Source organism: Bradyrhizobium sp. UFLA06-06 (genome assembly GCF_054820065.1).
In genome coordinates this window covers 19,168-31,507 of the sequence record NZ_JADFUD010000056.1, presented here as the reverse complement: position 1 = coordinate 31,507, position 12,340 = coordinate 19,168, and the positions used below count along the sequence as shown (strand labels likewise).

The window sequence follows — 12,340 nt, the reverse complement described above, 5'->3', positions numbered from 1 at the left end:
GGCGATCAGGCCGAGCGGTAGATATCCGGCCGGACGATCTCCATGAAGCGCGACGGGTTACCGAGCGCCTCGAACCCGAATTGACGATACAGTCCATGGGCGTCCGAGGTCGCGAGCAGGAAGCGCCTCAGGCCCTGGAGGTCGTGATGCTCGACAACGCAACGCATCAGCCATTTGGACAGCCCCCTGCCGCGATGCGCCTCGAGGATGAACACGTCGGCAAGCAATGCGAAGGTCGACCTGTCGGTGACGATCCGCGCGAAGCCAACCTGTGCGGCGCCATGATAGACGCCAAAGCAGATCGAGTTCTCGATCGCCCGCTGCACGGTCGATCTCGGAATGCCCCGCGCCCAATAGCTGCCCTCCGCCAGAAACGTGTGAATGACCTCGACGTCCAGGCGGTGCGGATCGGCTGATATCTCGTAGTCGGTGGGCATCCGCTGCATCGGCATTGGCGCGTTCCTTCGATCAAGTCGCTAGAGCATTCTCGGTTCTGATTGAATCAGAACCGAAGCCGCGTAGCCCGCATGAGCGAAAGCGACATGCGGGACAAAGACCCGGATATCGCTTGCGCTCATCCGGGCTACGAAACTTCGCTCGAAAGCGCTCTAGCCGAACCGGTGGTCGTAGCGCTTGATCGACAGCTCCTTGGTGTCGATCTCGGGCTTCTTCCCCGAAAGCATGTCCGCCAGCACCCGCCCGGAGCCGCAGGCCATCGTCCAGCCCAGCGTGCCGTGGCCGGTGTTGAGGTGGAGATTGGCAAAGCGCGTGGCGCCAATCACCGGCGGGCCGTCCGGCGTCATCGGGCGCAGCCCGCACCAGAAGGTGGCCTTGGGCAGGTCGCCGCCGCGCGGAAACAGATCGGTCAGCGAATGGTCCAGCGTCGCGCGCCGCGCGGCGTAGAGTTTGGTCGAATAGCCCGAGATCTCGGCGGTGCCGCCGACCCGGATGCGATCGCCGAGCCGGGTGATCGCGACCTTGTAGCTCTCGTCCATCACGGTCGATTCAGGCGCGCCGGACGCGTCCTTGATCGGCACGGTGATCGAATAGCCCTTCACCGGATAGACCGGCAGCGAGATGCCGAGCGGCCGCAGCAGGATCGGCGAATAGCTGCCGAGCGCCAGCACATAGGCGTCCGCCGTCATCATCCCGGCGCTGGTCGCGACGCCGGTGATCCGGGTCGTGTCCGCATTCAACCCGTCGATGCCGACATTGAACTTGAAGCGCACGCCGAGCTTCTCGGCTTCCAGCGCCAGGGCCTGCGTGAACATGTGGCAGTCGCCGGTCTCGTCATGCGGCAGCCGCAGGCCGCCGGCGAACTTTTCCTTCACGCCGGCCAGCGCGGGCTCGGCGGCGATGCAGCCCTCGCGGCCCAGCACCTCGAACGGCACGCCGTACTGCTTCAGCACAGCGATATCGTCGCCGGTGTGATCGAGCTGCGCCTGCTCGCGAAACAGCTGCAGCGTGCCGCGCGCACGCTCGTCATAGCGGATGCCGATCTCGCTGCGCAGCGCCTGCAGGCAGTCGCGGCTGTATTCCGCGATCGGGATCATGCGGCTCTTGTTCACCGCGTAGCGCGCCGTGGTGCAGTTGCGCAGCATCTTCAAGAGCCAGAGCCACATCACGGGATCGAGCTTGGGGCGGATCACCAGCGGACCGTGCTTCATCAACAGCCATTTCACCGCCTTGACCGGCACGCCGGGGCCGGCCCAGGGCGATGAGTATCCGGGCGACACTTCGCCGGCATTGGCAAAGGAGGTTTCCAGCGCGGGCTTCGGCTGACGGTCGATCACCGTCACCTCGTGGCCGGCGCGCGCAAGGTAATAGGCGGAGGTGACGCCGATCACGCCACTGCCGAGAACAAGGACCTTCACTTTTCCTCACATCCTGCAGCGAAAACGCAATCGCCGCTGCGAAACCACTCTGCTTCGCAACGGCGACAGCAATTTGTAGAGCCAGCTAAGATATAGCTAGCAATTATCAGGCCACGCGCTTGATGGAGTCGCCGAGGATCGAGACGATGTCGTCGATATGCGACTTCTCGACGATCAGGGGCGGCGACAATGCCAGCGAGTCGCCGCTCATGCGGAAGTAGAGGCCGCGGTTGAAGCAATCGACCATGATGTCGTAGCCGCGCGCGCCGACGACACCATCGCGCGGCGCGACTTCGACCGCACCCATCAGGCCCTGGTTGCGGATGTCGACCACGTTCGGCAGGCCCTTCAGCGAATGCAGGGCATCGCGCCAGTAGTCGGCGAGCGAGGCGCCGCGGGTCAGCAGAGCTTCGTCCTTGTAGATGTCGAGCGTCGCAAGACCCGCCGCGCAGGCCACCGGATGCGCCGAATAGGTGTAGCCGTGGAACAGCTCCATGGCGTTGTCAGGGCCAACCATCAGCCCGTCGTGGATCTGGCGGCTGGTGAACACCGCGCCGCACGGCACGGTGCCATTGGTGATGCCCTTCGCGGTCGTCATCATGTCGGGCGTCACGCCGTAGAAGTTGGCGGCGAACGGGGTGCCGAGGCGGCCGAAGCCGGTGATGACCTCGTCGAAGATCAGGAGGATGCCGTGCTTGGTGCAGAGCTCGCGCAGCCGCTGCAGATAGCCCTTCGGCGCCGGCAGCACCGCGGTCGAACCCGGCACCGGTTCGACGATCACCGCCGCGATGGTGTCGGCGCCATGCAGCGCCACCATCCGCTCGACATCGTCGGCGAGCTCGGCGCCGTGCTCCGGCTGGTCCTTGGCGAAGGCGTTGCGGGCGAGATCGTGGGTATGACGGATGTGGTCGACGCCGGGCAGATGGGTGGCGAACTGGCGGCGGTTGGCGACCATGCCGCCGACCGACATGCCGCCGAAGCCGACGCCGTGATAGCCGCGCTCGCGGCCGATCAAACGGGTGCGGCTCGGCTGGCCGGCGGCGCGGTGATAGGCCAGCGCGATCTTCAGCGCGGTATCGACCGATTCAGAGCCCGAATTGGTGAAGAAGACGCGATCCAGCCCCTTCGGGGCGATCTCGGCGAGCCGCTCGGCGAAATCGAACGCCAGCGGGTGGCCCATGTTGAACGAAGGCGCGAAGTCCAGCGTCGACAGCTGCCGTTCGACCGCGGCCGCGATCTGCGGGCGGCCGTGGCCGGCGTTGACGCACCACAGACCGGCGGAGCCGTCGATCACCTGCCGACCGTCGACCGAGGTGTAGTACATGCCCTTGGCGGAGGAGAACAGCCGCGGCGCCTTCTTGAACTGCCGATTGGCCGTGAATGGCATCCAGAACGAGTCGGTCTTGATGGTGTTCGGAATCTGATGAACGGTCACGGCGGCGCTCCATTGCTGACTGATGCTAGTCGGACCACTCTTCCAGGCACTCAACAAGTCCTTTTCTGCCGCACCGCAAGCCATTGATCTTGTTGGGGCGGTCTGCCAAGATTTGTTCGATCCGCAACACCTGCAACAGGGATTTGCCAAAGGAACTGTCATGAGCGTCGACATCGGCGGTCGGCTTCGATTCATCCGCGCGCGGCACAAGCTGTCGCAGCGCGAGCTCGCCAAGCGCTCCGGCGTGACCAATTCGACGATTTCGCTGATCGAATCCAACCAGATGAACCCGTCGGTCGGCGCCCTCAAGCGCATCCTCGACGGGATTCCGATGGGGCTTGCCGAATTCTTCGCGATCGAGCCGGAACGGCCGCGCAAGGCGTTCTATCGCGCCGACGAGCTGACCGAGATCGGCAAGAAGCCGATCTCCTACCTGCAAATCGGCGACAGTCTGTTCGGCCGGGCGTTGCAGATCCTCAAAGAGCGCTACGAGCCCGGCAGCGACACCGGCCGGGTGCCGCTGGTGCATGAGGGCGAGGAAGGCGGCATCGTGGTCTCGGGCCGGCTCGAGGTCACGGTCGACGACGAGCGGCGGGTGCTCAACGCCGGCGACGCCTATTACTTCGAAAGCCGCCGCCCGCACCGCTTCCGCTGCATCGGCACCAAGCCGTGCGAGGTGATCTCGGCCTGCACGCCGCCGACATTTTGAACCCGGCGCGCGCGGCGGGCGACCCAAGCCGCAGGGGCCGCATGGCGCGGCCGCGCGGGTGACGTCGATGCCTTGCTCTCCACGGCTTGCGGCCGCCGTCGCGGCCATCGCGGTCCTTGCGTCCGGCCCGTCCGTTGCGATGGACGACGATCTGCGGGCATCGAGCAGCGCGCCGACCGCGAAGGCGTTGCAGCCGCACCTCGACGAGGCGACGCGGCGCGCGCTGATCGACGACCAGCGCAGCTGGGTGAAGAGCCAGGCGCAGCAATATCCTGAATTCCTGCACCCGGCCTGGAACAAGCAGAGCTCCCAGGTTCACTTCACCGTCGATGCCCGCGACCACGTCGACGGATTACAGCGCGAACGCCTGGCGCTGCTCGACGGCTTTGACGACAAGCGCGACGGGCTTGCCGGCATCTGGCTCGCCCATAACGCCATCATCAAGATCACCACCGAGAGCAACGGCGCCGTGAAGGCGACCGGATGGAAGTGGGACCAGGGCGACTGGAAGGCCGGCTGCGACTACGAGATGACGGGCAAGATCGTCGGCGGCACGTTCCGCTCCGACGAGCAGCGCAAGAACCCGGACACGCTCGAGCGCGATCACGCCATGCTGATCGTCAACCGGCAGGACGATTTGTTCGCGAAGAAGCGCTACTCGAACAAGGGCGGCACCGAGAACAAGGACGCCGACGAAGCGAAATGCAAGCGCCGGCTCGACAATTCCTCGACCGCGCGGCTGTTTCCCGCCCGGCCCTCGCCGGACATCGACAATTTCAAGGGCTCGATCAGATAGAGCGTCTTCAAGCGAAGTGGATACCGGTTCGCGTGACGAAAACGCGTCAAGACAACAATCCAGAGACCCGTTCCGATTCAATCGAAATGGAAAGGCTCTGATCACACGACAGTATCACAGATCGCGCGTCTGCCGGTCGCCCCACGCGATAACGGCGGCAATGGTGGCGAACATCGCTGTGACCGCGATCATGACGAGGATGGTGTCGAGAGGCATGGGTCGTCTCCTGCATATGATGGAGAGACCTAGCGCGCCTGTGTGGGCATCGCCTTGTGCTGGATCAAAAGGCGGCGCCGCGGCGTCAGCTCGCGCCGCTCAACTTGAGCCGTTCGAGGTCGAGCAGCCGCACGCCATCGGGCACGATCAACACCACCTTCTCGCGCGCAAGGCGGGTCAGCGTGCGGCTCACCGTCTCGATGGTGAGACCGAGATAGTCGGCGATGTCCTGCCGGCTCATCGGCAGCGGCACGGTGACGGACACGCTTCCGATCCGGGCATATCGCGCCTGCATGTTGAGCAAGAATGCAGCGATCTTTTCCTCGGCACTGCGCCGTCCGAGCAGCAACATCTGGTCCTGCGCCAGGCTCAACTCGTGCCCCGCGAACTCATGCAGGCGGCGCAGCAGATGCGGCTTGCCGTCGACATAGGCGAGGAACGCCGATCGCACGAAACGGCAAACCGCGACCTCGTTGACCGCCTCCGCGGTGACGCCGTAGCGGTCCTGCAGCGCAAGTCCGAGGAAGTCGCCCGGCAGCGCGAAACCCACGATCTGACGGCGGCCGTCGGGCAATGATTTGTAGAGCCGCACGACGCCGTCGGTGACATTGAACACGCTCCCCGCCGGCGCACTCTGCTCGAACAGCGTCGTTCGCGCCGGAACCAGCTTTGCCTGGCTGATCCGGTCGAGCTCCTCGAGTTCGGACGGCTCCAGCGCGGCGCAGACGCTGAACAGCCTGACCTTGCAGTCCTCGCAGCCATTCGTGGCGCGGCCGTGCCTGCAGTCGGACGGCGTCGCGCCGGCACACGAATCCTGCAGTGGCTCGGCAATGCTCATGGCTTCGGGGTCCGCTTGGTTAGGTGCTTCACACTATCAACCCCGATTTGATCTGGATCAACCGCCAACGGCATTGATGCAGATCAATGCTGCGCCGCGCTTTCCCCAGCAGTTTCGCCATCATCGGGGAATCCGGCGATGAACGAGCAATTCCAGGCACTTCCGATCGACCATCAGCATGCGATCGTGGCCTATCCGCTGGTGTTCATGCATGATGCCAGTATTACCACGGATCAGTGGCTGCGGTTCGTGCGCCGGCGCTGCCGCGGCAGCTCGCCCGATACCGGGCTGATCGCGATCCGCGATCGCCGCGGCGTGATCCATGCCTTGTTCAGTTACCGCATCGACAACGACCTGCGCGTCCGCAAGCGGCTCAGCATCGGCGATCTTATCGTCGCGCATCTGCCCGGCTCGCGGATCGACGACGCGGTGTCGAACGTCATCGCCGAGGTTTCGGCGCAATACGGTTGCCAGATCGTCACCATCGAGCAGCCATTCGCAACGCGTCATGCGCGGCACGCCGGATGCCCGACTGCCGAGGCGCTGCGGCACCGTCGGCGCGTCAACTGACATCGCGCCGCTCGGTCGTTCGGAGCCAGCCGCCGAAGGCGCCCTGCTCCGTTGCCGCCGTGGTCGTGCGGGAGTAGCCTTGCGGCGGCTGGAAGGTCCGACTGTCGACGGTGCCACCGCATGCGCATCATCCTGATGTTCGTCGCTATTCTGCTCGGCTCGCTCGCTCCCGCAGCGGCCGACGACGTCGGCGCCGCGCAGGCCGTAATCCGCGCGCAGGAGCAGGCGTTCGGCCGTGACGACGCCTCGGCGGCCTATTCGCATGCCGCGCCCGCGATCCGGCAGATCTTTCCGCAAGCCGACATCTTCATGTCGATGGTGCAGAACCAATACGCCCCGGTCTATCGGCACAGAAGCTTCGAGTTCGGCGAGGCGCGCAGCGACGGCGACCGGATCGCGCAGCGCGTCCATATCGTCGACGCCAATGGCGAGGCGTGGGAGGCGCTCTACACGCTGGAGCGGCAGGCCGACGGCAGCCTGAAGATCACCGGCTGCTCATTGCTCAAGGCCGGCCAGTCGGTGTGATCGCGGATCATGCCAGCGCCAGCCGCTGCCGCGCCCGCATCATGAGCAGCACGATGATGCTGACATTGAGCAGATTCCAGGCGAGGCCGTTGGCGAAGGCGGCGGCATAGGAGCCGGTGGCGTCGAAGATCACACCCGAGATCCAGCCGCCAAACGACATGCCGAACACCGAGGCGAAGATCACGATGCCGATCCGCGTCGCGGCCTCCGACGCCGGCATGGCCTCACGCACGATGATCGCGTAGCTCGGCACGATGCCGCCCTGGAACAGGCCGAACATCGCCGAGATGATGTAGAGCGAGGTCAGGCTGTCGAAGAACAGATAGAACAACAGCGCCGCGCCTTGCGCGATCGCGCCGATCAGCAGGGTGCGGATGCCGCCGATCCGGTCGGCGAGGAAGCCGGAGCCGATCCGGCTGATGATGCCGAAGCCGAGCATCAGCGACAGCATCTCGGCGCCGCGCGCCACGCCGTAGCCGAGATCGCCGCAATAGGCGACGATATGGACCTGCGGCATCGACATCGCCACGCAGCAGGAAATCGACGCGAGCGACAGGATCGCGGTCAGCGCGTTGGTGGAAAGCTTGAGGTCGACCCGCGGCGGTGCCGCGTTGACATGGCTGCGCCTGGTCGCCGCGCCCATCAACACGCGCAGCACCATGAGCGCGAGCAGCATCGCGATCGCGGTGAAGATGCCGATTGCAATATGGGTGGTGCGCCAGCCGACACTCTGCATGCCGAAATTGACCAGCGGCGGCCACACCGTACCGCCGACGTAATTGCCGCTCGCGGCGATTGCGACCGCGAGGCCGCGGTAGCGCTCGAACCAGTGCGATGCCTCCGCCATCAACGGGCCGAAGGTCGCCGCCGACGACAGGCCGATGGCAAAATGCAGCAGGATGAAGGCCCAGATCGACGGCGCGTAGCCGGCGCCGACATAGCCGAGGCCGAGGATGCCGATCCCGGCGCCGATCGCCGCGACGATGCCGTAGCGGTCGCTGATCTTGCCGGTCACGACCTGGCCGAGGCCGAAGCCGAGCATCACCATGGTAAAGGCGAGCGAGGCCGTTCCGCGGGTCGCGCCGAAGTCGGTCTGCACCACCGGCAACGCCACCACGACCGACCACATGCCGACGCTGCCGAGCGAGCCGATCACCACGGCCACGACCAAACGGAACCACGCCCGGCGCGAGTCGGGAATGAATATTGTAGCTTCGGGGGAAAATTCAGAAGAAATTGCCACGGCAGGCGGAACTTCGTCGGCATTTGCCTCCGGGTCAAGCCACATTGCCGAGAGATTAGGCATGCGCGAACAACGGGACGCGCGTCCCGCGACGGGAAAGTGAGCCGGATCAATTGCCGAAATCGGGATCCTGCGACTGGAACGGCCCGCACTTCGCGTTCTTTGCGAACCGCTGGTCGAAATCGACGGTGCCGCCGGTGACCGGAATGCGGGTCGGCGGCAGGCCCCGGAGGTACTGATCGACGGTCACGGTCTTCTGGTCGGTGCTCAGGGTGACACGCACCGGCTCGAGCGGCTTGCCCTTGTTCACGTCGGTCAGATCGAGCGTGTAATAGCCGATGACGGATTGTCCGCCCCGCATATGGCGATCGACCGAGAGCGGCAGATAGACCTCCATCCGGACGCCCTCGCCGTCGCAGGGGATCATGCGGATCATCACCGCCTCGGCGCCGGGCGGCTTCGCGGCGGCGGCTGTCGCAACGCAAGCCGAAATCGCCGCGACAAGTCCCAGCTTCGCGAGCCCGTGCCTTCTCTTCAATGCGATGGTGCAGCGCATCGAATGGCAGTCCAGCATCCCTGGCCATGACCTGCAATCTGCACTTCGTCGGGCGCAGGCTCCGGCAAGTTCAATCCACCGCCTCAGCAGGTCGGGAATATCGTGCGTCAAATCGCGATCCATGCTGACGAGGAAAAATGATACACTGCGAGCCGGTTCACACTCGCGGCGCGCAACCCGGACTATCATTGCGCAGGGATGGCACGCGGCTCGTAAGGTAAAGGATCGAAGCGCTTAACTGTCGGAGGGTCATCATGCGTTCGTCGTCAGCAGAGTGGTTACCCGTTGCATCAGCGCCGTCGGACCACGAGCTCGAAGTCTGTGTCCTCGATTATGATGGCATGGTCCACGCGCTCATGTTCCCGTGCCACCGCGACGGCGCCGAATGGGTCGACCATGCCGGCAGCAGGCACCTCGACATCCAGCCGACGCATTGGCGCAGATGGACGCAGTCGGCCAACTAGCGCCGCTGTGATCGACCGAGGCGGCCGGCACCGATCTCGCGCCGGTCCGCACCTTGGGCTAGAATGGTGACGTGGGTTCAGGGTGGGCCAGGAGGCTCGTCATGAAATCACACGTGGTCCCTTTCGAAAATCGCTGGACCAACGGCAAGCATGCCTGGGAGTGGCACTGCGAGCTCGAGCGGCTGGGCGTGCCGACGGTCCGGACGATGTACTGCGAGCATGAAACGCACCGTCGCAACAAGTCGGCGGTGGTGTTCGACATCCCCGCGGGCTTTGTCCACGACTGGCTGGCCTTTCATGACCGGCGCGCCGCCCGGCAGCAGTTCTTGTGGCGCGCCAGCGTCATCACGCTCGGCATCATCGCCGCATCGGGCGTCGTGCTCGGTGCGCTCAGATAGAGGCCACAAGGCCGGCGGCGTCATCCGTGGCCATCCTTCGAGACGTCCGCCTTTGGCGGGCTGCTCAGGATGACGCCTTGTTGCGGGGCAAAATCCTGGTCTGGACACTCATGATAAGGAGCGCCGCTTGCGGCGCATCCGACCACGAGGCCTTATCACCCCTGCTCCAAGCCGCGAATCCCCCATGCCCGGCGCCTGCGACGACCCGTGCGGTCGCGCGAAAGCACTTATTAACCCTTTGCTAACCATACACCCGGCAAGAATTGCCGAGTGAAGTCGAGTGTCGTCGAACGCGTCTAACGGGCGGAGATCCCCGTGAACGCCAGCGCGGTGCCTCACTTTCGGAACGGCGGCCCTGCGGCCGTCGCGCAGACGCTTGGCGGCCGCAGCCGCCAGTCGCGGGGGAGAGCGGCTACCATGGTCGACATCACGGCAGGTCAGGGCACGGCAGGCAAGAGCGGATTGCCGAGCCTCGGCGAGATCGGCGACATCCTGAAGCGCGGCGATATCGCGCTGGCGATCGGCGTCCTCACCATCCTGGTGGTGCTGATCCTGCCGCTGCCCTCGATCGTGCTCGACCTTTTCCTGGCGGTCTCGATCACGGTCTCGATCCTGATCCTGATGACCTCGCTGTTCATCCAGGCGCCGCTGGAATTCTCGTCGTTTCCGACCATCCTGCTGATCTCGACCATGCTGCGGCTGTCGCTGAACATGGCCTCGACCCGGCTGATCCTGAGCCACGGCCATGAGGGCACGGCGGCCGCCGGCCACGTCATCGAGGCGTTCGGCAACTTCGTGATGGGCGGCAACTTCGTGATCGGCATCATCGTGTTCGCGATCCTGGTGATCGTGAACTTCGTGGTCATCACCAAGGGTTCGGGCCGCATCGCCGAAGTCGCGGCGCGCTTCCAGCTGGACTCGATGCCCGGCAAGCAGATGGCGATCGATGCCGACCTCTCCGCCGGCCTGATCGACGAGAAGGCCGCCAAGGAGCGCCGCAAGGCGCTGGAAGACGAGAGCGGCTTCTTCGGCGCGATGGACGGTGCCTCGAAATTCGTCCGCGGCGACGCCATCGCCGGCCTCCTGATCGTCGGCATCAACATCGTCGGCGGCATCATCATCGGCGTTGCCCAGCAGGGCCTCTCCTTCAGCGAAGCCGCCCGCACCTACACCGTGCTGACGGTCGGCGACGGCCTCGTCACCCAGGTGCCGGCGCTGATCGTCTCGACCGCCGCGGGCCTCCTGGTCTCCAAGGCCGGCATCACCGGCGCCGCCGACAAGGCGCTGATGCGCCAGCTCTCGGGCTATCCGCAGGCGCTCGGCATGTCGGCCGGCGTGATGCTGGTGCTGGCGCTGCTGCCGGGCATTCCGACGCTGCCGTTCCTGGCGCTGGGCTCCGGCGCCGCGGTGCTGGCCTGGAACGCGCGCAAGCAGAAGCGGGCTGCGAAGGCGGCCGAAACGGCGGCAGCCGCCGCCCCGGCTGCAGCCGCGGCCGCCGCCGCTGCAGCCGCGGAGGAGCCGATCGCCGCCGCGCTGAAGATCGACGACCTCAAGATCGAGCTCGGCTACGCGCTGCTGCCGCTGGTCAACGGCCCCGACGGCACCGACCGCCTGACCGAGCAGATCAAGGCGCTGCGCCGCTCGCTTGCCATCGAGATGGGTTTCGTGATGCCGGCGGTGCGCATCCTCGACAACGTCCAGCTCGAAGCCAACAGCTACGTCATCAAGATCAAGGAAGTCGACGCCGGCACCGGCAAGATCTGGCCGAGCCAGTTCATGGTCATGGACCCCGCCGGCAACCAGGTGCAGCTGCCCGGCATCCACACCATCGAGCCGACCTTCGGCCTGCCGGCGACCTGGGTCGACGCCGGCCTGAAGGAAGAGGCCGCGCTGAAAGGCTACACCGTGGTCGACGCCGCCACGGTGCTGTCGACGCATCTGACCGAGCTGCTCAAAACCAACATGGCGGACCTGTTGTCCTACGGCGAGGTGCAGAAGCTCTTGAAGGACCTGCCGAAGGAGCAAGGCGAGCTGATCAAGGACATCGTGCCGGGCCAGGTCACCGTGTCGGGCATCCAGCGCGTGCTGCAATTGCTGCTCGCCGAGCGCATCTCGATCCGCGATCTCTCGACCATCCTCGAGGGCATCGCCGACGCGCTGGCGTTCTCGCGCAATCCGGCCACCATGGTCGAGCACGTTCGTGCCCGGCTGGCCCGCCAGATCTGCGCGCAAAACACCTCGCCGAACGGCTATTTGCCGCTGATCGCGCTGTCGGCGCGCTGGGAGCAGGCGTTTGCCGAATCGATCGTCGGTCAGGGCGACGACCGCAGCCTGGCGATGCAGCCCTCGAAGCTCTCGGAATTCATGACCGCCGTGCGCAACGCCTTCGAGCAGGCGGCGCGCGAGGGCGAGGCGCCGGTCCTGGTGACGTCGGCCGCGATCCGGCCGTTCGTTCGCCTGGTGGAACGGTTCCGCTCGCAGACCACCGTGTTGTCGCAAGCCGAGATCCATCCCCGCGCCCGGCTGAAGACGGTCGGCAGCGTTTAGGACCTCTTGTTCGGAAGCGTTTTCCGCAGGCGAGCCGGGCGTCCACTTCGCGCGAAAACACGCTAGCGGCCGCAAATCATTTGCGTTTTCGTCTGTGTTTTCTCGCCACAGGCAACTGATTTATGTGGAACAGGCCGGAACGGACCTATCTGGGATGCAACATTCCAGC

At 65.4% G+C, this 12,340-nt stretch carries 13 protein-coding genes; 7 read left to right on the top strand and 6 right to left on the bottom strand.

Going from position 1 to position 12,340, the window contains the following annotated elements:
* Nucleotides 1–5 precede the first annotated feature (5 nt).
* From IF803_RS32945 to aptA, 3 genes are all read right to left on the bottom strand, one after another.
* Nucleotides 6–452 (bottom strand): GNAT family N-acetyltransferase, encoded by a 447-nt coding sequence (locus IF803_RS32945; protein WP_461194973.1) that lies wholly within the window; start codon nt 450–452, stop codon nt 6–8.
* 156 nt (nt 453–608) lie between these two features.
* Entirely contained in the window at nt 609–1,874 is a 1,266-nt protein-coding gene (locus IF803_RS32940; RefSeq protein ID WP_028341248.1) for a D-amino acid dehydrogenase, read from the bottom strand.
* 106 nt (nt 1,875–1,980) lie between these two features.
* Nucleotides 1,981–3,309, bottom strand: coding sequence for an omega-aminotransferase AptA (aptA, locus tag IF803_RS32935; protein ID WP_035631725.1), 1,329 nt, complete (start codon nt 3,307–3,309; stop codon nt 1,981–1,983).
* A 160-nt stretch (nt 3,310–3,469) separates the two neighbouring features.
* Here aptA and IF803_RS32930 point away from each other — a divergent pair, with 160 nt between their 5' ends.
* Complete coding sequence (locus IF803_RS32930; RefSeq protein ID WP_461194972.1) at nt 3,470–4,018, top strand: cupin domain-containing protein; 549 nt, start codon at nt 3,470–3,472, stop codon at nt 4,016–4,018.
* A gap of 67 nt (nt 4,019–4,085) precedes the next feature.
* Entirely contained in the window at nt 4,086–4,814 is a 729-nt protein-coding gene (locus tag IF803_RS32925) for a hypothetical protein (protein ID WP_461194970.1), read from the top strand.
* A 301-nt stretch (nt 4,815–5,115) separates the two neighbouring features.
* On the opposite strand, the gene IF803_RS32920 is transcribed toward IF803_RS32925, so the two are convergent.
* A complete protein-coding gene (locus IF803_RS32920; protein ID WP_461194968.1) occupies nt 5,116–5,868 on the bottom strand; it encodes a Crp/Fnr family transcriptional regulator in 753 nt (250 codons plus the stop codon).
* A 186-nt stretch (nt 5,869–6,054) separates the two neighbouring features.
* On the opposite strand from IF803_RS32920, the gene IF803_RS32915 reads away from it, so the two are divergent.
* Together IF803_RS32915 and IF803_RS32910 are read left to right on the top strand one after the other, a co-directional pair.
* A complete protein-coding gene (locus tag IF803_RS32915; protein ID WP_461194967.1) occupies nt 6,055–6,438 on the top strand; it encodes a hypothetical protein in 384 nt (127 codons plus the stop codon).
* A gap of 120 nt (nt 6,439–6,558) precedes the next feature.
* Nucleotides 6,559–6,963: a DUF4864 domain-containing protein gene (locus IF803_RS32910; protein ID WP_461194965.1), complete on the top strand. Its 405-nt coding sequence runs from the start codon at nt 6,559–6,561 to the stop codon at nt 6,961–6,963.
* 7 nt (nt 6,964–6,970) lie between these two features.
* On the opposite strand, the gene IF803_RS32905 is transcribed toward IF803_RS32910, so the two are convergent.
* Both IF803_RS32905 and IF803_RS32900 read right to left on the bottom strand, forming a co-directional pair.
* Nucleotides 6,971–8,170, bottom strand: a complete 1,200-nt coding sequence (locus IF803_RS32905; RefSeq protein ID WP_461194993.1) for an MFS transporter — start codon at nt 8,168–8,170, stop codon at nt 6,971–6,973.
* 145 nt (nt 8,171–8,315) lie between these two features.
* Complete coding sequence (locus tag IF803_RS32900; RefSeq protein ID WP_461194964.1) at nt 8,316–8,762, bottom strand: hypothetical protein; 447 nt, start codon at nt 8,760–8,762, stop codon at nt 8,316–8,318.
* 341 nt (nt 8,763–9,103) lie between these two features.
* On the opposite strand from IF803_RS32900, the gene IF803_RS32895 reads away from it, so the two are divergent.
* From IF803_RS32895 to flhA, 3 genes are all read left to right on the top strand, one after another.
* Nucleotides 9,104–9,226, top strand: coding sequence for a hypothetical protein (locus IF803_RS32895; RefSeq protein WP_256438777.1), 123 nt, complete (start codon nt 9,104–9,106; stop codon nt 9,224–9,226).
* Between the two features lie 101 nt (nt 9,227–9,327).
* Nucleotides 9,328–9,624: a hypothetical protein gene (locus IF803_RS32890; protein WP_016844559.1), complete on the top strand. Its 297-nt coding sequence runs from the start codon at nt 9,328–9,330 to the stop codon at nt 9,622–9,624.
* Nucleotides 9,625–10,041: 417 nt separating this feature from the next.
* Entirely contained in the window at nt 10,042–12,171 is a 2,130-nt protein-coding gene (flhA, locus tag IF803_RS32885; protein WP_461194963.1) for a flagellar biosynthesis protein FlhA, read from the top strand.
* Nucleotides 12,172–12,340 lie beyond the last annotated feature (169 nt).

Bases quoted from the DNA above. Each gene is read 5' to 3' on its own strand.
- IF803_RS32945 (WP_461194973.1), bottom strand. From the start codon at position 452: ATGCCGATGCAGCGGATGCCCACCGACTACGAGATATCAGCCGATCCG.
- IF803_RS32930 (WP_461194972.1), top strand. From the start codon at position 3,470: ATGAGCGTCGACATCGGCGGTCGGCTTCGATTCATCCGCGCGCGGCAC.
- IF803_RS32925 (WP_461194970.1), top strand. From the start codon at position 4,086: ATGCCTTGCTCTCCACGGCTTGCGGCCGCCGTCGCGGCCATCGCGGTC.
- IF803_RS32920 (WP_461194968.1), bottom strand. From the start codon at position 5,868: ATGAGCATTGCCGAGCCACTGCAGGATTCGTGTGCCGGCGCGACGCCG.
- IF803_RS32910 (WP_461194965.1), top strand. From the start codon at position 6,559: ATGCGCATCATCCTGATGTTCGTCGCTATTCTGCTCGGCTCGCTCGCT.
- IF803_RS32900 (WP_461194964.1), bottom strand. From the start codon at position 8,762: ATGCGCTGCACCATCGCATTGAAGAGAAGGCACGGGCTCGCGAAGCTG.
- IF803_RS32895 (WP_256438777.1), top strand. From the start codon at position 9,104: ATGGTCCACGCGCTCATGTTCCCGTGCCACCGCGACGGCGCCGAATGG.
- IF803_RS32890 (WP_016844559.1), top strand. From the start codon at position 9,328: ATGAAATCACACGTGGTCCCTTTCGAAAATCGCTGGACCAACGGCAAG.
- flhA (WP_461194963.1), top strand. From the start codon at position 10,042: ATGGTCGACATCACGGCAGGTCAGGGCACGGCAGGCAAGAGCGGATTG.